The organism is Streptomyces sp. NBC_01474 (genome assembly GCF_035918215.1).
Classification (GTDB): domain Bacteria; phylum Actinomycetota; class Actinomycetes; order Streptomycetales; family Streptomycetaceae; genus Streptomyces; species Streptomyces aureus.
Map to the genome: position 1 here is coordinate 2,752,882 of NZ_CP109449.1, position 20,164 is coordinate 2,773,045.

A 20,164-nucleotide genomic window follows, 5' to 3' on the forward strand; every position below is an offset into this window, starting at 1 on the left:
GACAAGCTCCCCCAAGACGGGCACGGCTCCCGTCACAGCGGCAGCTGACGCGCGCGGCTCCCGTCAGAGCGGCAGCAGATCCGGCCGCTTCGCCGCCACATGGTCCCCGGACGACTCGCCGCGCAGGCGTCGGCCGATCCACGGCACCAGGAACTCCCGTGCCCAGTGGATGTCGTCGCGCCGTACCTCCAGCGTGCCGCGCGGCGGTTGCGCCGGCCACGGCTGGTCCGGGTCCGCCGGCACCTCGACGCCGAGAGCCTGCCCCGCGCGCAGGGCGACCCGTGTGTGCCCCTCGGGCGAGAGGTGCAGCCGGTCGTCGTCCCAGGCGCGGCGGTCCTGGACGGTCTTGAGGGACCACAGGTCGAGCACCGGGCAGCCGTAGCGGTCGGCGACCGCGCGCACGTGCCCGTTGTACGTGGCGATCTTGCCGCGCAGGTGCTTGAGGACCGGGACGTCCCGGGTGTCGAAGCCTGTGGTCACCATGACCGTGCCGACGGCGGAGGTCAGCCGGGCCACGGCCTTCTCGAAGCGCTCCGCGACGTCGTCGGGGTCGGTGCCTGGACGGATGATGTCGTTGCCGCCGGCGGCGAAGGTCACCAGGTCCGGGGCCAGTTCGACGGCGCGCGGGAGCTGGTCCTCCACGATCTGGTCGAGGAGCTTGCCGCGCACGGCGAGGTTCGCGTACCGGAAGGAGTGCTCGGGGGTCCGGTCGTCCAGGAGGACGGCGAGACGGTCGGCCCAGCCCACGAAGGCCCCGTCGGGACCGGGGTCCCCGACGCCTTCGGTGAAGCTGTCCCCCACCGCCGCGTAGGACCGAATCGTGCCGCCGCTGAGTGATCTCGATTCGTTTGCCACGACCACACATCTTTCACCCTGCGATGTGACCTACGCGACCGTAGGAAGGGGTTGACGGGTGGTGATATAGCCCACCCGGTCAGTTTCGCGATTTCAGGAATACGGCGGGGATATGACGAAGGGGCGGGTCCGGAACCGGACCCGCCCTTTCACGTCACGCCTCGACGAGACACCTTCACGTCACACCGTCAGGGGCGGGGCGACGTCACACCGTCGGGGTCAGAGCGAGACCCCGTGCGCACGGAGGTAGGCGACCGGGTCCACGTCCGAGCCGTAGCTCGGGGTGGTGCGGATCTCGAAGTGCAGGTGCGGTCCCGTGACGTTGCCGGTCGCGCCGGAGAGGCCGATCTGCTGGCCCCCGGTCACGGTCTGCCCGGACGAGACGGAGAGGGACGACATGTGGGCGTACTGCGAGTACTTGCCGTCGGCGTGCTGGATGACGACCTCGTTGCCGTACGCGCCGTCAAGGCCGGCCGACACGACGGTGCCCGCGCCTATGGCCTTGATCGGAGTGCCCGTCGGGACCACGAAGTCGACACCGGTGTGGTAGCCGCTGGACCACATGCTGCCCGCGGTCTTGTACGCCGTGCCGATGGAGGCGCCCTGGACGGGCAGCGCGAAGCCGGCACCGGTAGCGGCCTTGGGCGCGAAAGCCTGCGTGGCGGTGGCCGTCGCGGCGGGGGCCGCTGCCTTCTGGCCGATCGTCAGCTTCAGGCCCGGATGGATCAGGGAGGGGTCGCCGCCGACGGCCGAGCGATTGTCGGAGTAGAGCTTCTTCCAGCCGCCGCTGACATTCTGCGCGTCGGCGATCTTCGAAAGGGTGTCCCCGGCCTTGACGACGTAGGTCTTGGCAGCGGCGGGCGCGGCCTTCACGACCGAGTGGGCGGCCGCGGGAGTCGCGGCGTGGACGCCGGCGGCACCCATCAGCGGCAGCGCGAGTGCGACGCCGCCCACGCCGGCAATGGCGATCGTGCGGGAGAAGCGCTGGGACTTGGGACGGCGGTGCTTACCCTTCGCGGGCATGGGGAATTCCTCTCCGTCGCCTGCGAGGTGAGCTGTCGGGTTCGGGCTGGAGCTGCCCGGCCGCGCCCCTTTCGGGCACGGCTTCACCCCGAGCCGTTTCCGATGTCCCGGAAACGGCGGTCCACCTGGGTCCCCCGCTCCTGCCGAGCACGGATCGATGTGCGGATTCCGGGCGGCGGCAGGATTTGGCGGTCCGTCCGGATTGCGCTGAACGTAAGCGAGCGGGGAGCGCGGGGACAAGCCGCGAATTCCCCTGGGCATTCCGGTTCTTGATCCTCAAATGATCCTTTCCGGAAAAGGCCGTCACGCTCCGTCGATTTACGATCTTTGCAACTGCGATACCTGCTGGAAATTCATTCGGGCCCGCCGCCACGCACGGTCACCGCTATGAGCCTGCTCACCTATCAGCCACCATATGGCCTCATTTCAGGGTTAGTTATCCCACACGGCGCGATTGGCTATCTATCGGTTTATTTCGGGCATTTACTACGCAATCGCCAGCCTTCTCTCACATGGTTGCCCCTGGCAGCCATGTCGTATCGTCGAAGGCGCCCGCAGGCGAGCAGCGCCGCGGCCGACCGGGAGGAGCCCCCGTGACGCAGCAGGTCCCGTCCACCGAGCCCGAGTTGGCCGGAGTGCGCAACTTCCGCGACGTCGGTGGTCTCCCGACCGTGGACGGCCGGCGGGTCAAGCAGGGCGTGCTGTTCCGCAGTGGTCACCTCGCGCACGCCACGGATGAGGACGCCGCGTTCCTCTCCTCGCTCGGGCTGCACACGATCTTCGACTTCCGCAACGCCGCCGACCAGCGTCTCGAAGGCCCCGACGTCACGCTGCCCGGCGTGCGGAACGTGAATCTGCCGCTGACCGACCCGGCGGACGGCGCCGAATTCTGGCAGATGGTGCGCGACGGCAACCTCGACGACCTGCGCGCCGCCCTCGCCGAGGGCCAGGCCGCGGACCGCATGATCACGTCGTACCGGGCGATCATCACGGAGCGCACCGCCGAGCACAGCCAGGTCCTGCACTCCCTCGCCGAGGACAGCGTGCCGGCGCTCATGCACTGCGCGGCCGGCAAGGACCGCGCGGGCCTGTCGATAGCGGTCACGCTCCTGGCCGTGGGTGTGGAGCGCGACGCCATCGAGGCGGACTACCTGGAGTCGAACGCGACGCACCGCCGCTACAAGGTGCACCGCAGCAGTGCCTCGAAGGACGCGATGTCCCCCGAGGTCATGGAACTGCTGAGCCCGCTGTTCGACGCCCGCGCCACGTATCTGGCGGCCGCCTTCGAGCAGGTCGCGCAGACCTGGGGCTCCACCGACCGCTACCTGGAGGAGGGCCTCAAGCTGTCCGCCGCCCAGCGTGAGCGGCTGCGTGAGCGCCTCCTCGACTGAGACTGAGACTCATCGGCCACACGCGGGCCGCGTCACCCGCGCGACGCCCCCAGCGTGAACAGCAGATAGATGAAGCCCGCGACGAGGTGCCCGGCGAAGACGTAGACGAGCAGGCGCACCCAGATGCCGCGCGGGAGCTTGTCCTCGATGTCGCGGCGGGCGGGCCGCTCCGGCTCGGTCACGTCGTTCGGCTCTGAGCTCATTGGGGACCTCCCTGGGTCCGTTCGCCGGCGCCCGTCGCCGGGCCGAGACACAGCGCGGCGGACGGGCTCTGCAGCAGGGTGTGTACGAAGAGGAGCTCGGCGCCGTCGCGGTCGGCGGCGGCGATCCGGTGCGGGGTCAGCGAGTCGAAGTGCGCGCTGTCCCCCGGCTCGAGTGCGTACGCCGTGTCCCCGAGGCGCAGCCGCAGCCGCCCTTCGAGCACGTACAGCCACTCCTCACCGGGGTGGACCCGGACGATGTCGCCCTGGGCGCCGAACGGCACGTGCACGCGCAAGGCCTGCATGCCGCGCCCCGGGGCACCCGCCTGCCGGTAGATCCAGCCGCCCGCCTCGGTGGGCTCCATGTCGCCGGAGCGCACGACGGCGTCCCTGTCGGCGGGTGTCTCGCCCAGGAGCTCGGAGACCGTCGTACCGTAGGTGCGGGCGAGGGCGAGCAGCATCGGGAGCGAGGGCTGGCGGCGGCCCGTCTCCAGGCGCGAGAGGTGCGCGGGCGAGAGCCCGGCGGCGCGGGCCGCGGCCTCCAGGGTCAGGGCGGCGCGGCGCCGGAGTTCGCGCAGCTGCGGGGCGACGGCGGGCAGCTCCGTGGGTTCCGGAGCCGGCTCCGGAGGGGCAGGGCTCATACCGTCGATTGAGCCAGAGCTGTACCTCTGAGGCAAATTTATTGCCCCAGAGGCAAACAGCTACCTTCTTTAAGAAGCGCCCTCTAGAAGAGGTCAGCGGTTGGCGACCGCCTGCTTCACCAGCGTCTTGCCGAAGTCCCACATCAGCCCGCCGCCCGAGTGCGCGTCGTCCATGACGGCGGTGAACGCCTCCACGAAGCGGTCCACCTCGCGCTCCCCGATGATCAGCGGCGGGATTAGCTTGATGACCTCCAGGTGGTCGCCGGAGACCTGCGTGAGGATCCGGTGCTTCTGGAGCAGCGGCACGACGACCATCTGCGCGAAGAGACCCTTGCGCGCGGCCTGGAGCATCGTCCAGCGGCTGCGCAGCTTCAGCGACTTCGGCCGCCCGAACTCGATGCCGATCATCAGGCCGCGGCCGCGTACGTCGCTCAGCAGCTCGTAGCGGTCGACGAGCGCGGTGAGCCGGGACTTCAGGAGCTCACCGGTGGCCCGGGTGTTCGCGACGACCTCCTCGTTCTCCATCACGGAGAGCACGGCGAGCCCCGCGGCCATGGCCTGCGCGTTCGAGCCGAAGCTGGCCGAGTGCACGAGGACGCGGTCCATGGACGAGTAGACCTTTTTGAAGATCCAGTCCTTGCCGAGGGTCGCGCCGACGGGCACGTAGCCGCCGGAGAGCGCCTTCGCCACGCACACGAGGTCGGGTTCGACGCCCTCCTCGTGCTGGTAGGCGTAGAAGTCGCCCGTCCTGCCGAGGCCCGTCTGCACCTCGTCCGCGATGAGCAGCGCCTTGTGCTGGTGGAGCAGCTCCTGGGCGGCGCGCAGATAGCCGGGCGGCGTCCCGTGGACGCCCTTGCCCTGGATGGGCTCGACGATCAGCCCGGCCACGTCGCCCTTGGCGAGCTCCGCGCGCAGGGCGTCGAGGTCACCGAGCGGCACCGCCGTGTCCGGCAGGAGCGGCGCGAAGCCGTCCCGGAATCCGGACTCGCCGTTCACGGACAGAGACCCGGTGGTCAGCCCGTGGAAGGCGTGACCGCAGTACAGGACCCTGGGGCTGCCCGTGGCGTACCGGGCGAACTTCAGTGCCGTCTCGACGGCCTCCGTGCCGCTGTTGCCGAAGAAGACCCGGTCCAGATGCGGGCTGTGCGCGAGGAGCCGTTCGGCGAGCAGGCCCGGCAGCGGCTGGCAGTCGAAGCGGGTGAGGTCCGCGAGCGAGGCGTCGAGGACGTCGTGCAGCGCCTTGCGGACCACGGGGTGGTGCCGGCCGAGGCCCATCACGCCGAACCCGGCGAGCATGTCCAGGTAGTCGTTGCCGTCCTCGTCCCAGAAGTAGGCGCCTTCCGCCCGCTCGTAGACCTTGTCGAAGCCGATGGTGTGCAGCATGCGCGGGAGCTGGTGGTTGAGGTACTTGGCATGCAGCTCGTAGCGCTCGGCGCCGCGGTCGGCCAGGAGTCTTGCGAGATCGAACTCCTTGCTCATACGTCGTCGCTCTCCTTGCCGGCCACGAGGGCCGCGGTCTCGGCCTTCAGGGCCATGCTGGTGCCGATCCGCCCGGCGATCTCGACGGGCGTGAGCCCGATGTCGGCGAGCACCTCGCCGCGCTTGGCGTGCGCGAGGAACTGGTCGGGGATCCCGAACCGCCGTACGGGTATGTCGACCTCGGCCTCGCCGAGCGCGAGCGCCACGGCGGAGCCGACGCCCGCCGCCTTGCTGTTGTCCTCGACGACGGCGACGAGCCGGTGCCGTGCGGCGAGCGGCGCGAGGTCCGGGTCGACGGGTTTGACCCACCGCGGGTCCACTACCGTGCAGTTGATGCCGCGCGCCTCCAGGAGCTCCGCGACCTGGAGGCACACCGGCGCCATCACGCCGACGGAGACCAGAAGGACGTCCGGGGCGTCGGCCCGGTGCAGTACGTCGAGGCCGCCGATCCGGTCGACCGCCGGGATCTCGGGGCCGACCGACTCCTTCGGGAAGCGGATCAGCGTCGGGGCGTCGTCCACGGTGACCGCTTCGCGCAGCTGCGCCCGCAGCTGCTCGGCGTCCCGGGGCGCGGCGATACGAAGTCCGGGGACGACCTGGAGGACGGACATGTCCCACATGCCGTTGTGCGAGGCACCGTCGACGCCGGTCACGCCGGCCCGGTCGAGGACGAAGGTGACGCCGCAGTTGTGCAGCGCGACATCCATGAGGAGCTGGTCGAAGGCGCGGTTGAGGAAGGTGGCGTAGACGGCGACGACCGGGTGGAGGCCGCCGGTCGCGAGGCCGGCCGCCGAGACCGCCGCGTGCTGCTCGGCGATCCCCACGTCCCACACCCGGCCGGGGAACTCCTGGGCGAACTTGGTGAGTCCGACCGGGTGCAGCATCGCCGCGGTGATCGCCACGACGTCGTCGCGCTCCCGTCCGATGCGGGCGATCTCGTCGCCGAACACCGAGGTCCAGGACGGACCGTTGGACGGCGCGAGGGGCTCGCAGGTGAGCGGGTCCATCACGCCGACGGTGTGGAACCGGTCGGCCTCGTCCGCGAGGGCGGGCTCATAGCCGCGGCCCTTCTCGGTGAGGCAGTGCACGACCACCGGCCCGTGGAACCGTTTCGCACGTCGAAGCGCCGACTCGACCGCGCCCAGGTCGTGCCCGTCGATGGGCCCTACGTATTTGAGCCCCAGGTCCTCGAACATGCCCTGCGGTGCGAAGGCGTCCTTGAACCCCTTCTTGGCGCCGTGCAGGGACTCGTACACGGTGTGCCCGATGACGGGGGTGCGCAGGAGGACGTCCTTGCCCCAGGCGAGGACCTTCTCGTAGCTGTCGGTGGTGCGCAGGGTTGCCAGGTGGTTGGCAAGGCCGCCGATGGTCGGGGCGTAGGACCGTTCGTTGTCGTTGACGACGATGATCAGCGGGCGGTCCCTGGCGGCCGCGATGTTGTTGAGTGCCTCCCAGGCCATGCCGCCGGTGAGCGCCCCGTCCCCTATGACGGCGACGACGTGGCCCCGCTCGCCCAGGACCTGGTTGGCCTTGGCGAGGCCGTCCGCCCAGCCGAGGGCGGTGGACGCGTGGCTGTTCTCGATGACGTCGTGCTCGGACTCCTCGCGCGAGGGGTAGCCGGACAGGCCCCCCTTCCCGCGCAGCTTCGAGAAGTCCTGACGCCCTGTCAGCATTTTGTGCACGTAGCTCTGGTGGCCGGTGTCCCACAGGATCCGGTCGACCGGCGACTCGAAGACCCGGTGCAGGGCCATCGAGAGTTCCACCACCCCGAGGTTGGGTCCCAGGTGACCGCCGGTCCTCGCGACCGCGTGGATCAGGAACTCCCTGATCTCCGCGGCCAGTTCGTCGAGCTGTTCCTCGCCCAGCGCCTTCAGATCGCGCGGCCCCCGGATGCTTTCCAGAATTGTCACGCTCGGGCCCCCTCTCCGGTTGTTCCTCAGCTCACGGTGACGTCAGGGGCGCCCGAGGCCACCCCGGCGTCCGTCATCTGCTCGGCGATCTTCATCGCCTCTTCGATGAGGGTCTCAACGATCTTCGACTCGGGGACGGTCTTGATGACCTCGCCCTTCACGAAGATCTGGCCCTTGCCGTTGCCCGACGCCACGCCGAGATCCGCCTCGCGCGCCTCGCCGGGACCGTTCACCACACACCCCATGACGGCGACCCGAAGGGGCACCTCCATCCCGTCGAGGCCCGCGGAGACCTCGTCGGCCAGCTTGTAGACGTCGACCTGCGCCCGCCCGCACGACGGGCACGACACGATCTCCAGACGCCGCTCCCGAAGGCCCAGCGACTCCAAGATCTGGATGCCGACCTTGATCTCCTCGACGGGCGGCGCGGACAGCGAGACGCGGATCGTGTCGCCGATCCCCTCACTCAGCAGCGCCCCGAAGGCGACAGCCGACTTGATGGTGCCCTGGAAGGCCGGACCCGCCTCGGTCACGCCGAGGTGCAGCGGATAGTCACTGGCCGCGGCGAGCTGCCGGTAGGCGTTCACCATCACGACCGGGTCGTTGTGCTTGACCGAGATCTTGATGTCGCTGAACCCGTGCTCCTCGAAGAGCGACGCCTCCCACAGCGCCGACTCGACGAGCGCCTCGGGCGTCGCCCTGCCGTACTTCTTGAGCAAACGGGCGTCCAGGGAACCGGCGTTGACCCCGATGCGGATCGGGGTGCCGTGGTCCTTGGCCGCCTGCGCGATCTCCTTGACCTTGTCGTCGAACTGCTTGATGTTGCCCGGGTTCACCCGGACCGCCGCGCAGCCCGCCTCTATGGCCGCGAAGACGTACTTCGGCTGGAAGTGGATGTCCGCGATCACGGGGATCTGCGACTTCCTCGCGATCGTCGCGAGCGCGTCCGCGTCGTCCTGCGTGGGGCACGCCACCCGCACGATCTGGCAGCCGGACGCCGTCAGTTCGGCGATCTGCTGCAGCGTGGCCCCGATGTCCGAGGTCCGTGTCGTCGTCATCGACTGCACGGACACCGGCGCTCCGCCCCCCACTGCCACCGGTCCGACGTGGATCTGCCGACTCGTTCTGCGGTCGGCGATCGGTCGGACCGGCAGCGAAGGGAGCCCCAGCGAAACGGGCTCTCCGGAGGTCATGTCGGTGTCACCCGCGGTTTCCGGAGACGGTCTCGCGGGCGGCGCGGATGGACTCCTTGAGCGAGCCCATCGTGGCGAGGACGGCCGTCGGCTCGTAACCGCAGTGCGCCATGCAGTTGTTGCAGCGCTCGTCCTTACCGCGCCCGTAGGCGTCCCAGTCGGTCTTCTCGATGAGGTCCTTGTACGTGGTCACGTACCCGTCCGCCATCAGGTAGCAGGGCTTCTGCCAGCCGAAGAGCGAGTAGTTCGGGATCGCCCACGCCGTGCACGGGAAGTCGACCTTGCCCTCGAGGAAGTCGAGGAACAGCGGCGAGTGGTTGAGGCGCCAGCGGCGCCTGTTGCCGCCCGCGAAGGCCTTCTTGAAGAGCTCGCGGGTCTGCTCCACGCCCAGGAAGTGCTCCTGGTCGGGCGCCTTCTCGTAGGCGTAGGCGGGCGAGAGCATCATCTCGTCGACCTCGAGGTCGTCATTGAGGTAGTTCAGGACCTCGATGATGTTCTGCGGGGTGTCCGTGTTGAAGAAGGTGGAGTTCGTGGTGACGCGGAAGCCCCGCTTCTTGGCCTCCTTGATCGCTTCCACCGCCTCGTCGAAGACGCCTTCCTTGGCGACGGACTCGTCGTGACGCTCACGCATCCCGTCGATGTGCACCGTGAAGGCGAAGTACGGCGAGGGCGTGAACTTGTCCATCTTCTTGCGCATGAGCAACGCGTTCGTGCAGAGGAAGACGTACTTCTTCCTCGCCACCAGCTGCCGGACGATCTCGTCGATCTGCGGGTGCATGAGCGGCTCGCCGCCGGCGATGGACACCATCGGCGCGCCGGACTCCAGGACGGCGCCCACGGCCTGCGCCACGGGCATCCGCTGCTTCAGCACTCCGGCGGGGTGCTGAATCTTTCCGCAGCCCTCGCACTTGAGGTTGCAGGCGTAGAGCGGCTCCAGTTCGACAATGAGCGGGAACTTGTCGCGCCTGCGAACCTTCTGTTCAAAGAGGTACGTCGCGACCTTGATGGACTGACGAAGCGGCATGGCCATCTGGCTCACCTCCGAGGGAGCAGCAAAGAACGGTGCCATTCGAAAAATGCGGGAAGCACGGCACGAAGAACGCGGAAAGCCGATATTCCACCGCGCACCGTGCTGATACGGACGAGTTCATGTTCTGGAGCGTCCACGACCACTCGTACGGCCGCAACCGGACGCGGGCCCCGCGCGGCCGCCGTGCGCAGCGTGGCCGCGGACTCCATGTCCACCGCGATCGCGCCCGTGGCGAGCAGGTCACCGCGTTCGTGTCCGCGTACGACATGGTCGGAACCGGTGAGCGGACCGGTGTGCACGGTCCGTCCCGGTACCGCCCTGATCAGCTCCTTGACGAGGAGTTCCGTGCCGGTGCACGGCGTGGAGCCGTACGGGTCGCGGGTCTCCTCGGCGACGACCAGGTCACCCGGGTGCATCCCGGGGGCGAGGCCGGCGCAGAAGCCGGTCGCGACGACCGCCGCGTCCTGCAGGGCGGGATCCTCGAGGACCTTGGCCACGGACCGCTCGGCCGCCTTGGGGCCCATGCCCGTGCGCAGCACGATCACGGGGGCGGATGCTCCGGTGCGGGCGCCGGTGCGCAGGGCGAGGTGCTCGATGCCGAGCGCGCAGGCGACCAGCAGCGGGGCGGAGTCCGGCGGGCGCGGGGCCGCCGGGGATCGGGCCATCAGCCCCCCTTGCCCGGCAAGGACGCCTGGTCGGAGAACGGCTCGCCATGGACGTACCGGCCGAGTGCCGTGAGCGGGAAGACATGGCGGTAGAGGTGATAGTTGATCGAGAAGTCCCACGGGAAGCCGGTGCCGGTGAAGTACGGCTCGTCCCAGGTGCCGTCCGCCAGCTGGGTCTCGGTCAGCCAGGCGGCTCCCCGCTCGACGGCCTTGGAGTCCCGCTCCCCGGCCGACAAAAGCGCCATCAGCGCCCAGCCGGTCTGCGAGGCGGTCGAGACGCCGTGGCCCTTCCAGTCCTCGTAGCGGTAGGAGCGCAGGTCCTCGCCCCAGCCGCCGTCGTCGTTCTGGACGGATTCGAGCCAGCCGACGGCGCGGCGGACCGCGGGGTGCGAGGGGGGCAGCCCTGCGGCGGTCAGGGCGGGGAGCACCGACCCTGTCCCGTATACGTAGTTGACGCCCCAGCGGCCGAACCAGGCGCCGTTCGGCTCCTGTTCGGCGAGCAGCCACTCGATGCCGCGCCGGGTGCGCGGGTCGTGCGACATGCCCTCGACGGCGAGCATCTCCACCACGTGCCCGGTGACGTCCGCGGACGGGGGGTCGATGACCTCGCCGAAGTCGCAGAACGGCAGCCGGTTGGGGAACGGGCTGGTGTTGTCGACGTCGAAGGCGGCCCAGGCGCCGTTCCTCGACTGCATGCCGAGGTTCCAGCGCACGCCGCGCTCGATGGCCTTCTCCATGCGCACGGTGTCCGGGTGCCGGACGCGGCGCAGCGCGAGGACGACCTCGGCGGTGTCGTCGATGTCGGGGTAGTTGTCGTTGTGGAACTCGAACGCCCAACCGCCGGAGGCGAGTTGTGGCCTGCGCACGGACCAGTCGCCGGGCCGGTCGATCTGCTCCCGGAGCATCCAGTCGGCGGCCTTGACCAGCCGGGGGTGGTCGGAGGGCAGGCCGGCGTCGGCGAGGGCGATCACGGCCAGACAGGTGTCCCACACGGGTGACTGGCAGGCCTCGATCATCCTGGCCCCGTCCTCGCGCCACACGGCGAACCGGTCGAGTGACTCCAACCCCGCCTTCATCACGGGGTGTTCGAGGTCGTAGCCGAGCAGGTGGAGGGCGATGACGGAGTACACCGCCGGGGGCTGGATGCCGCCCCAGCAGCCGTCGTTCTCCTGGCGCTCGATGATCCAGCGAGCGGCCGAGTTCATGGCCGCCTTGCGCAGCCGGCGCGGCGCGACCTTGCGATACAGGTGCATCGCCTTGTCGAGCCGCTCGAAGACGCCGTCCCAACTGGCCACCGGAGCAAGGGGCTTGGCCGGATTGGGGTTGTGCGCGTCGGTGTGCAGCTCGTCGAGCGGGAAGGGCGCGGGCCGTACGGGGCGCTTCGCGGAGACGACCGTGAGCGGCACGATGGTCTGGCGGGCCCAGCAGCCGAAGTCGTAGATGTTGAGCGGCATCCACTTCGGGAAGTAGATGAGTTCCGGGGGCAGTTCGGGCAGGTCGTCCCACTTCCACCAGCCGAACAGGGCCAGCCAGATGCGGGTGAAGACGCGGCTCGCGGCGATGCCGCCCCGCTCCCGGATCCAGGCGGAGGCCTTCGCCATGTGCGGCGCGCCTGGGGCGTCCCCGGCCAGGCGCAGGGCCACGTACGCCTCGATGGTGGCGGAGAGTTCGCCGGGGCCGCCGTAGAACGTGGCCCAGGTGCCGTCGTCGCGCTGTTCACCGCGGATGAAGAGCCCGGCGGCGCGAGTGGTCGCCTCGTCCCCGATCCCGAGGAACTGGCGCAGCAGCAGGTCCTCGGCGTCCATCGTGACGTTCGTGTCGAGGTCGCCCTTCCACCAGCCCTGGGCGTCCTGCCGGGCGAGCAGGAAGTCCGTGGCGCGTTGGACGGCGCTGGCGGCGTCGTGCGTCCCGGCCGCCCCGGGGCTCGTGTCGGTCAATTGGGCAGTGGTGGCCGAGGTCGCGCCGGGAGCTGCCGCTCCGCTGCTTCCGTCGGTCGTCGCTGTCATGGCTTCCCCTTCGTGCAGTGCTCTATCTCTGCTGGGTCCGCCGTCGGCCGATGCCCTGGATGGACACCGGCCGGCGACTGCGAGTCATATACGGCCGATAGTGATCATCTCTTTCGTACGACGACGAAGTCCGCGAGCGCGACGAACTGCGCCCGCACGTGGTCCTGCATCTGGACGGAGTCCAGGGCCTCGATGGCGACGGCGTACTGCCGGCGCGCCTCCTCGGCGGTCCAGTCGCGGCCGCCGGCCTCCTCGATGAGGGCGGCGCGGGCCGCGAACTCCTCCTCGGAGAAGGTGTCGAAGTCGATGCTCTTCGCGTCGGCGGCGAGGAGCTCACCGAGCCGCTCGGACGCGGGGCCGCCCGCGGCGAGCGCGGCGACGACGGGCAGTGACTTCTTGCGCTGGCGCAGATCGCTCCAGGTCTGCTTGCCGGTGGTCTCCGGGTCGCCCCAGATGCCGAGCAGGTCGTCGACGGCCTGGAAGGCGAGGCCGAGGTGGTAGCCGTACTTCTCCAGCTGGTCCGCGGTCCGGTCGTCGGCGCCGCCGAGCACGGCGCCGATGGAGGAGGCGCAGGCCAGCAGGGCGCCGGTCTTGTTGCCCTCCATCTCCAGGCACTCCTCGACGGTGACCCGCTCACGGTGCTCGTAGCTGATGTCCTGCGCCTGCCCGTCGATCAGGGCGCGCGAGGCGGCGGTCAGTCGGCGCGTGGCGCGGCCGGCCTCGGCCGTGCCGAGTTCGAGGAGCACCTCGTTGGCGAGGGCGAAGAGCGCGTCACCGACGAGGATGGCCTGCGCCGGGCCGTGCACCTTCCAGACGGTGTCCCGGTGGCGGCGCTGTTCGTCGCCGTCCATCAGGTCGTCGTGCAGGAGCGAGAAGTTGTGCACCAGCTCGACGGCGACCGCACCGGGTACGCCCACCTCGGGCGCCGCGCCGGGGACCTGGGCGGACAGCACGGCGAGCGCGGGGCGTACCGCCTTGCCGCCGTCGCCGTCGGCAGGGTTGCCCTGGGCGTCGATCCAGCCGAAGTGATAGGCGGCGACGGTGTCCATCGGAGATGCGAGGCGGTCCACCGCGGCCCGCAGCACCGGGGTGGCCAGGGTCCGGCCGCGCTCGAGCAGCGCGGTCACGTCCACCGCGTCGGCGGCCGGTTCGGCCGAGGGCACAGCGGGCACAGGGTCTCCTTTTGTTGCGTCGCCGGGGGCCGGATGGTCCGCCCCCTGGAGATCGAGCTTCATGCCGCCTCCCGGAACAGGTGACCGCGTGGGCGGTCGAGTGCGGCGAGAGCGGCATCGGCGGCGCTGACACCGCTGCGTACCGCGCTTTCCATGGTCGCGGGCCACCCGGTGGCGGTCCACGCGCCGGCCAGGTACAGGCCGGGGGCGTTGGTGCGGGCCGTGGGCCGCAGCGCGCCGACACCGGGGGCCGGCGCGAAGGTCGCCGTGCGCTCCCGGGTGACGAAGAAGTCGAGTACCTTCGCGCCCCGAGCGGCGGGCAACAGCCGCTCGAACTCGGGCAGGTAGCGCTCGCGGAGCACGGCGACGGGCTCGTCGATCTCGTCCTGCGCGGCCGACTGGGACACGGCGAGGTACTGCCCCTCGGCGAGTCCGGACGCTTCCGTGCGGTCGAAGACCCACTGCACCGGCGAGCCGAGCGCGGTGAAGAAAGGCCGCTTGAGGACCTTGCGGTCGTAGACGACGTGCAGGTTGAGGATCGGCGCGGTCCCGATGGCGAGCAGCCGCTCGGCGTCGTCGAGCGCGCCGTCGGGCAGCAGGTCGTACGTCTCGCGCTGGGGCACGGCGAGGACGACGGTGTCCGCCGCGATCCGCTCCCCGGGAACCTCCACGCTCCAACGTCCGTTCCCGGTACGGGAGATGGAGGTGACGCGCGTACGGAGTTCGGTGCGTACGCCCGCGGAGTCGAGCGCCTTGCGGGCGAGAGTGTCGTGGAGTTCACCGAGGGGGACGCGTGCCCAGCCGATGTCGGCCGCGCCCGGTTCGGACAGCAGCCCGGTCTTGAACACCATGGCGGCGAGCCCGAGCGAGGACTCGCCTGCGACGGCGTTCAGGGTGGCGACGCCCACCAGGTCCCAGAGGGCCTCGACGGCGCGCCGCGACTGGCCGTGTTCGGCCAGCCAGCTGCCGAAGTCCCGTTCGTCCAGGGCCGGATCGCCCAGGTCGAGCCCCTTGAGGGCCAGCGCGGCACGCCCTACGTTGGCGCGCTCGGCGAGCGAGAGATGCGGATACGTGACGAGGCTCGCGGCGAGATGCAGCGGTACGGGCAGCGCGGTGCGGCGCAGCCTGCCGAGCCGGTTCCTGTCGGCGTCGAGGACGGGTACGTCGAGACGTTCCTGCAGGGGCGACAGGGCCGTGCCGTCGATGCGGTCGAGGAACCAGCGGTAGGCGGTGCAGCAGCGCAGGTACACGTGCTGGCCGTTGTCGACGGTGAGGTCGCCGCGCTTGAAGGAGAACGCGAGACCGCCCAGCCTCGGGCGCCCTTCGAGCAGGGTGACGTCGAGGCCCGCGTCGGCGAGCGCGAGTGCGGCCGTGGTCCCGGCGAGACCGCCGCCGACCACGACCGCGCTCTGCCGTCCGGTTTCTTCGGCGGTGTCCGCGCCCGGCCCGTCGGGCCGCATGTTCCCGGTACTCATGCGCCCTCCCCTCCGGCCGTTCCGCCAGTGTGCGCGCGATGGTTGAAAGACGCACGGCAAGCCGCTGAAGTCATGGACGCCGCGTCGGCGTGGAGGGTTGCCCGCCGTTTCCCGTCGGTGCGGACCGCTCTGTCGGACGTGCTCATCAGACGCGCCTCCTGAGGTGCTGCCGGGAGACGCTGCGGGCGTCGAGACCGGACAGACCGCGCACGGCGACGTACGCCTTCTCGCGCCCGGGGAGCGAGACCCGGCCGCGCAGGACGGCCTCGGGCTCGCGCTCGATGCGGTCGAGCAGGCGCCGGTAGATGCCTGCCATGGCGGCGACGCAGGCGCCGCTGCGCCGGTCGAGCAGGGGAAGGAGCCGGTACCCCTCGGCGAACAGGGCACGGGCGCGGCGCACCTCGAAGTGCACGAGGCCCGCGAAGTCCGAGCCCGCCGGCGGTGTCGGGGCGTCGAAGCCGGCCGAGCAGCCGAACTTGGCGAGGTCGTCGGCGGGCAGGTAGGTACGGCCGTCCGCCGCGTCCTCCCGCACGTCGCGCAGGATGTTGGTGAGCTGGAGCGCGAGCCCGAGCGTGTCCGCGTACTCGGAGGCGCGCTCGGCGCCGCGCGCGCCCGGCTCGGTGCCGAAGATGCCGAGCGAGACCCGGCCGATGGCGCCGGCGACGCAGCGGCAGTAGACCTTGAGGTCGTCCCAGGTCTCGTACGTCTCGCCGCGCAGGTCCATCAGGACGCCGTCGATGAGTTCGTCGAGGCCGCCGAGCGGGATCGGGAACCGGTGCGCGGCATGCGCGAGCGCGACGCCCACCGGGTCGGTGTCGTCCTCCGCCACGTCGCCGTCGCGCACCCGGGCGAGCAGTGCCCGGGTCTCGTCGAGCCGGTCGGCCTTGACGTCCGGCGGCAGCGCTCCGTCGCCGATGTCGTCGACGCGGCGCGAGAACGCGTACACCGCCGACATGGCGCGCCGCTTGGCCGTCGGCAGCAGCCTGATGCCGTAGGCGAAGTTACGTGCCTGCTGTCCGGTCACGGTCTCGCAGTAGCTGTATGCGGCGAGCACCGCTGCCGACACGTGCTGATCTGACTCCACGGTCCGGCTCACCCCTCTCCTCGCAGAGTCGCTCCCACCTCACGCAGCAACCGGAGCTTGGTGGGCTTGGGCGGTCCAGGAAGTACGTCGTACGAAACGGCGGCGATCGCGGTGACCGCCGCTTTCCCCCCTGCCACGAACCCGGCAAGCAGCAGCTTCAGCCTGCCGTGGACGCTACCCACGAGGGGGGTGCCTTCATTCAGGAGACCGAGGGCGCGTTCGGCCTCGAACGCGACCAGGGCGCGCACCGATGCGCCCGCCGTGGGAGCGGCGAGGTCGGACTCCTGGACATGGAACTGTTTCATGTCCTCGGCGGGGAGGTAGATGCGCCCCTGCCTCAGGTCCTCTCCGACGTCCTGAAGGTGTTCGACGATCTGCAGGCCGGTGCACACGGCGTCCGAGCGGCGGATGCGCTCCGGGGTCGCGGTGCCGGTGATCGCGAGGACAAGGCGGCCGACCGGGTTGGCGGAGAGCTCGCAGTAGGCCAGCAGGTCGTCGTACATCTCGTAGCGCGTGACGAGTTGGTCCTGGCGGTTGGCCTCGATGAGGCCGAGGAAGGGTTCGGGGGTGAGGCCGCGGCGGTGCACGGTGGGCTGCAGGGCGCGCAGAAGGGGGTGACGGGGGGTGGAATCGAACACCCGGTGAAGGTCGGCCTCGAAAGCGTCGAGCAAAGCCAGCCGGTCCCCGTCGGCCCGTTCGGGTGACACGCCCAGGAGGCGGGCGTCGGCGCCGCCGGGAGCGAGGTCGCCGTCACCGATGTCGTCGACGAGGCGGGCGAAGCCGTAGACCGCCATGAGGTCGTCGCGCCAGTCCCGGGGCAGGAAGAAAGGGGCCACCGGGAAGTTCTCGTCGGCGGCCTTGTCGAGTGTCGCAACGGCCGGCGATCCGGCGTGCGCTCCCGATGATCCCGTCACCACGCGCTGCCCGGTACCAGGACGGCGAAAGCATCGTGGAGCTGGAGAGTTTCCATAGCCATTGCCGTCACATCTCCCGTTCTACACTGCTGACCCAAAACATCCTATTTCGGACACGCCGCCCAGCCTTACGCATGGCAGACCGACCCCTGAGTCAGGGTGTCGCGCATTATCGCCCCTTTGCCGCGAATCGGCACCAGTACAGCTTACGTTGTACAACCGGCACTGCCCCGACGGGGTTTCCTGCAGATCACAACAACACACCGATTGGCTCCAACATTCCCTGCGCGCAAGGAAGTTGACCTTCGCTTGACCTCGGCGGGAATCAGTTGCCACCTACATGCATATCAAGGCCCCGCCGAAGAGTTCCCGGCGGGGCCTTGAGACGCGAGACGGGTGCAGAGGGTTGCCCGGAGGCCGCCCCGGCTACTTGCCCGTGAACTTCTCGTACTCCTTGAGTACCTCAGCTGTCGGTCCGTCCATACGCAGCTCGCCTCGCTCCAGCCAGAGCACGCGGTCGCAGGTGTCGCGGATCGACTTGTTGTTGTGGCTGACGAGGAAGACCGTGCCGGCCTCCTTGCGCAGCTCGCGGATGCGGGCCTCGGAGCGCTTCTGGAACTTGCGGTCACCCGTGGCCAGGGCCTCGTCGATCATGAGGACGTCGTGGTCCTTGGCCGCCGCGATGGAGAAGCGCAGCCGCGCCGCCATACCGGAGGAGTAGGTGCGCATCGGGAGCGTGATGAAGTCGCCCTTCTCGTTGATGCCCGAGAAGTCGACGATCTCCTGGTAACGCTCCCGGATCTGCTCGCGGGACATACCCATCGCGAGCCCGCCGAGTATGACGTTCCGCTCGCCCGTCAGGTCGTTCATGAGCGCCGCGTTCACACCGAGGAGCGAGGGCTGGCCGTCGGTGAAGACCTTGCCCTTCTCCGCCGGCAGGAGCCCGGCGATCGCGCGCAGCAGGGTCGACTTGCCGGACCCGTTCGAGCCGATCAGGCCGATCGCCTCGCCGCGGTACGCGGTGAAGGTGACGCCCTTGACCGCGTGCACCTTGCGCACGCCGCGCGCGGCGTCGTCGGAGCCCCGCTTGACGATGCGGCTCAGCGCGGCGGTCGCGCTGCCCTTGCCCGTCTTGGCACCGTTGACGCGGTACACGATGTGCAGCCCGTCCGCGATGACGGTCGGGATGTGTCCCTTGCCTGCGTTCTTGCCCAGGATGTCTTCGTCAGCCACGGCCGTACCGCTCCTCTGCCTTCCAGAAGTAGACGAAGCCGCCGACGGCGACCAGCACCGACCAGCCGGCCGCGACCGCCCACACGTGCGGCGGCAGGTTCCCGGAGTCGTATCCGTCGATGAGCGCGAAGCGCATCAGGTCCATGTAGATGGCGGCCGGGTTCCACTGCAGGACGTCGGCGACCCACGCGGGCTTGTCGGCCAGCATGATCGGGATGGAGAACATCACGCCGGACGCGTACATCCACGTACGCATCACGAACGGCATCAGCTGCGCCAGGTCCGGGGTCTTCGAGCCCATCCTCGCCATGATCAGCGCGAGTCCGGTGTTGAAGAGGAACTGGAGCGCGAGCACCGGGATGATCAGCAGCCAGGACATACCCGGGTAGCTGCCGAAGCCGATCGCGACGATGAACAGGACGATCATCGAGAACAGCAGCTGCTGGAGCTGCTGGAGCGCGAACGAGATCGGCAGCGAGGCCCGTGGGAAGTGCAGGGCGCGCACCAGGCCCAGGTTGCCCGAGATCGCCCTCACACCCGCCATCACCGAGCTCTGCGTGAAGGTGAAGACGAAGACGCCCGTGACCAGGAACGGGATGTACACGTCCATCGACATGCCCCGGCTGGCGTGCAGGATGAGGCCGAAGATGAGGTAGTACACGGCCGCGTTCAGCAGTGGCGTCGCCACCTGCCAGAGCTGGCCGAGCTTGGCCTGGCTGTACTGGGCGGTGAGCTTCGCCTGCGAGAAGGCGAGGATGAAGTGACGCCGCCCCCACAGCCGGCCGACGTACTCGAACAGGCCGGGCCTGGCGCCACTGACGGTCAGACCGTACTTGGCGGCCAGGTCGGCCGGGGACAGCCCCTCGTCGGGCGACGGACGCGCGGTCACCGCGACACCGCCGTCATGCGTTGTCTCACTCACTAGTGGAAACTTTCGTCTTCAAAGTGCGCAGCCTGGTCGGGCATAGGCACGGGCCAGGGGCCGGGGTACGGGCCGGATGCTCTCAGACACGAGCTTGTCAGATGATGGGAGGTCGGCCCAGTCGGGTCAAGCGCCACACCGTACGCCACTTCATGGGACGCCTGGGGCCGCACGGGCTCGTCCAGCCCTCCTTGAACCCGCCGAACCAGGCCTTGAGCGCAGGTCCGGAGGGGCGGCGGGCGAGTGTGAGGAGCAGCCAGACCCCGAGGTAGACGGGGACGATGAGCGCGGGCAGATTGCGGCGGGCCAGCCAGACCCGGTTCCTGGCGACCATGCGGTGGTAGACCGCATGCCGGGAGGGAGCCGTGGTCGGGTGGTGCAGCACCATGTCCGCGCGGTAGTCGATCATCCACCCCGCGTCGAGGGCACGCCAGGCGAGGTCGGTCTCCTCGTGGGCGTAGAAGAACTCGTCGGGCAGGCCGCCGACCTCGGCGAGGACACTGGTGCGCACCGCGTTCGCGCCGCCGAGGAACGTGGTGACGCGCGAGGAGCGCATCGGGTCGGCGGCGCGCAGGCGCGGGACGTGGCGGCGCTGGGTGACGCCGGTCTCCGGGTCGGCGATCCGGAAGCTGATGATGCCCAGCTTCGGATCGGCCTCGAAGGCCTCGCGGCACAGCTGAGCGGTGTCGGTGTTCGGCAGGAGGCCGTCGTCGTCGAGGAAGAGCAGCACGTCCACGTCGGAGCCCGACGGCCCGAAGGCCTCGATGCCGACGTTGCGCCCGCCCGGGATACCGAGGTTCTCGGGCAGCTCGACGGTGCGGACACCGGCGGGGACGTCCGGGACCGGGGAGCCGTTGCCGACCACGACCACCTCGACCCGGTCGCCGTCCTGCTTGGCGACGGAGTCGAGGAGGGCGCGCAGCTCCTCGGGGCGGTTGCCCATGGTGATGATCACCGCGCCGACCTTCATC

At 69.9% G+C, this 20,164-nt stretch carries 19 protein-coding genes and 1 riboswitch; of the genes, 1 reads left to right on the top strand and 18 read right to left on the bottom strand.

Features of this window, described 5'->3' with window-relative positions; translation table 11 throughout:
* Positions 1–63 precede the first annotated feature (63 nt).
* On the bottom strand, positions 64–855 hold the full coding sequence (locus OG758_RS12970) for an SGNH/GDSL hydrolase family protein (RefSeq protein WP_227298375.1): 792 nt from the start codon (positions 853–855) through the stop codon (positions 64–66).
* A 219-nt stretch (positions 856–1,074) separates the two neighbouring features.
* Positions 1,075–1,878 carry a M23 family metallopeptidase gene (locus OG758_RS12975; protein WP_326710133.1) on the bottom strand — a complete coding sequence of 268 codons (804 nt, stop codon included), beginning with the start codon at positions 1,876–1,878 and terminating at the stop codon, positions 1,075–1,077.
* Between the two features lie 4 nt (positions 1,879–1,882).
* A riboswitch (cyclic di-AMP (ydaO/yuaA leader) is annotated at positions 1,883–2,063 on the bottom strand.
* Between the two features lie 408 nt (positions 2,064–2,471).
* Between OG758_RS12975 and OG758_RS12980 the strand changes: the two genes are divergently transcribed.
* Positions 2,472–3,269: a tyrosine-protein phosphatase gene (locus OG758_RS12980; protein ID WP_326710134.1), complete on the top strand. Its 798-nt coding sequence runs from the start codon at positions 2,472–2,474 to the stop codon at positions 3,267–3,269.
* A gap of 32 nt (positions 3,270–3,301) precedes the next feature.
* Here the strand turns inward: OG758_RS12980 and OG758_RS12985 are convergent, their stop codons facing one another.
* The 16 genes from OG758_RS12985 to OG758_RS13055 form a co-directional block, all read right to left on the bottom strand.
* Complete coding sequence (locus OG758_RS12985; RefSeq protein WP_326710135.1) at positions 3,302–3,472, bottom strand: DUF6126 family protein; 171 nt, start codon at positions 3,470–3,472, stop codon at positions 3,302–3,304.
* A complete protein-coding gene (locus tag OG758_RS12990) occupies positions 3,469–4,110 on the bottom strand; it encodes a helix-turn-helix domain-containing protein (protein WP_326710136.1) in 642 nt (213 codons plus the stop codon). The genes OG758_RS12985 and OG758_RS12990 overlap by 4 nt, the downstream gene beginning before the upstream one ends.
* 93 nt (positions 4,111–4,203) lie before the next feature.
* Entirely contained in the window at positions 4,204–5,589 is a 1,386-nt protein-coding gene (locus OG758_RS12995; protein WP_326710137.1) for an aspartate aminotransferase family protein, read from the bottom strand.
* Positions 5,586–7,499: a 1-deoxy-D-xylulose-5-phosphate synthase gene (dxs, locus tag OG758_RS13000; protein WP_326710138.1), complete on the bottom strand. Its 1,914-nt coding sequence runs from the start codon at positions 7,497–7,499 to the stop codon at positions 5,586–5,588. Before dxs ends, OG758_RS12995 begins: the two co-directional genes overlap by 4 nt.
* A gap of 26 nt (positions 7,500–7,525) precedes the next feature.
* Positions 7,526–8,692, bottom strand: coding sequence for a flavodoxin-dependent (E)-4-hydroxy-3-methylbut-2-enyl-diphosphate synthase (ispG, locus tag OG758_RS13005; RefSeq protein ID WP_326710139.1), 1,167 nt, complete (start codon positions 8,690–8,692; stop codon positions 7,526–7,528).
* A 7-nt stretch (positions 8,693–8,699) separates the two neighbouring features.
* Positions 8,700–9,722 (bottom strand): adenosyl-hopene transferase HpnH, encoded by a 1,023-nt coding sequence (gene hpnH, locus OG758_RS13010; protein WP_266557652.1) that lies wholly within the window; start codon positions 9,720–9,722, stop codon positions 8,700–8,702.
* Positions 9,723–9,727: 5 nt separating this feature from the next.
* Positions 9,728–10,387 carry a phosphorylase family protein gene (locus OG758_RS13015; RefSeq protein WP_326710140.1) on the bottom strand — a complete coding sequence of 220 codons (660 nt, stop codon included), beginning with the start codon at positions 10,385–10,387 and terminating at the stop codon, positions 9,728–9,730.
* A complete protein-coding gene (shc, locus tag OG758_RS13020; RefSeq protein ID WP_326710141.1) occupies positions 10,387–12,393 on the bottom strand; it encodes a squalene--hopene cyclase in 2,007 nt (668 codons plus the stop codon). The genes OG758_RS13015 and shc overlap by 1 nt, the downstream gene beginning before the upstream one ends.
* Positions 12,394–12,497: 104 nt before the next feature.
* Positions 12,498–13,628: a polyprenyl synthetase family protein gene (locus OG758_RS13025; RefSeq protein ID WP_326710142.1), complete on the bottom strand. Its 1,131-nt coding sequence runs from the start codon at positions 13,626–13,628 to the stop codon at positions 12,498–12,500.
* Positions 13,625–15,040, bottom strand: coding sequence for a hydroxysqualene dehydroxylase HpnE (hpnE, locus tag OG758_RS13030; RefSeq protein ID WP_382060523.1), 1,416 nt, complete (start codon positions 15,038–15,040; stop codon positions 13,625–13,627). Before hpnE ends, OG758_RS13025 begins: the two co-directional genes overlap by 4 nt.
* Positions 15,037–15,186: a DUF6380 family protein gene (locus OG758_RS49045; RefSeq protein WP_382060522.1), complete on the bottom strand. Its 150-nt coding sequence runs from the start codon at positions 15,184–15,186 to the stop codon at positions 15,037–15,039. Before OG758_RS49045 ends, hpnE begins: the two co-directional genes overlap by 4 nt.
* A complete protein-coding gene (gene hpnD, locus OG758_RS13035) occupies positions 15,186–16,136 on the bottom strand; it encodes a presqualene diphosphate synthase HpnD (RefSeq protein WP_266932138.1) in 951 nt (316 codons plus the stop codon). Before hpnD ends, OG758_RS49045 begins: the two co-directional genes overlap by 1 nt.
* Entirely contained in the window at positions 16,133–17,038 is a 906-nt protein-coding gene (gene hpnC, locus OG758_RS13040) for a squalene synthase HpnC (RefSeq protein ID WP_326715889.1), read from the bottom strand. Before hpnC ends, hpnD begins: the two co-directional genes overlap by 4 nt.
* A gap of 426 nt (positions 17,039–17,464) precedes the next feature.
* Complete coding sequence (locus OG758_RS13045) at positions 17,465–18,271, bottom strand: ABC transporter ATP-binding protein (RefSeq protein WP_240654191.1); 807 nt, start codon at positions 18,269–18,271, stop codon at positions 17,465–17,467.
* On the bottom strand, positions 18,264–19,193 hold the full coding sequence (locus tag OG758_RS13050) for an ABC transporter permease (RefSeq protein ID WP_326710143.1): 930 nt from the start codon (positions 19,191–19,193) through the stop codon (positions 18,264–18,266). Before OG758_RS13050 ends, OG758_RS13045 begins: the two co-directional genes overlap by 8 nt.
* A gap of 97 nt (positions 19,194–19,290) precedes the next feature.
* Positions 19,291–20,163, bottom strand: a complete 873-nt coding sequence (locus tag OG758_RS13055; protein ID WP_372564454.1) for a glycosyltransferase family 2 protein — start codon at positions 20,161–20,163, stop codon at positions 19,291–19,293.
* Position 20,164 lies beyond the last annotated feature (1 nt).

Coding starts and splice junctions, on each gene's coding strand:
- OG758_RS12975 (WP_326710133.1), bottom strand. CDS start 1,878: ATGCCCGCGAAGGGTAAGCACCGCCGTCCCAAGTCCCAGCGCTTCTCC.
- OG758_RS12985 (WP_326710135.1), bottom strand. CDS start 3,472: ATGAGCTCAGAGCCGAACGACGTGACCGAGCCGGAGCGGCCCGCCCGC.
- OG758_RS12990 (WP_326710136.1), bottom strand. CDS start 4,110: ATGAGCCCTGCCCCTCCGGAGCCGGCTCCGGAACCCACGGAGCTGCCC.
- OG758_RS12995 (WP_326710137.1), bottom strand. CDS start 5,589: ATGAGCAAGGAGTTCGATCTCGCAAGACTCCTGGCCGACCGCGGCGCC.
- ispG (WP_326710139.1), bottom strand. CDS start 8,692: ATGACCTCCGGAGAGCCCGTTTCGCTGGGGCTCCCTTCGCTGCCGGTC.
- hpnH (WP_266557652.1), bottom strand. CDS start 9,722: ATGGCCATGCCGCTTCGTCAGTCCATCAAGGTCGCGACGTACCTCTTT.
- OG758_RS13015 (WP_326710140.1), bottom strand. CDS start 10,387: ATGGCCCGATCCCCGGCGGCCCCGCGCCCGCCGGACTCCGCCCCGCTG.
- shc (WP_326710141.1), bottom strand. CDS start 12,393: ATGACAGCGACGACCGACGGAAGCAGCGGAGCGGCAGCTCCCGGCGCG.
- OG758_RS13025 (WP_326710142.1), bottom strand. CDS start 13,628: ATGAAGCTCGATCTCCAGGGGGCGGACCATCCGGCCCCCGGCGACGCA.
- hpnE (WP_382060523.1), bottom strand. CDS start 15,040: ATGAGTACCGGGAACATGCGGCCCGACGGGCCGGGCGCGGACACCGCC.
- OG758_RS49045 (WP_382060522.1), bottom strand. CDS start 15,186: ATGAGCACGTCCGACAGAGCGGTCCGCACCGACGGGAAACGGCGGGCA.
- OG758_RS13055 (WP_372564454.1), bottom strand. CDS start 20,163: ATGAAGGTCGGCGCGGTGATCATCACCATGGGCAACCGCCCCGAGGAG.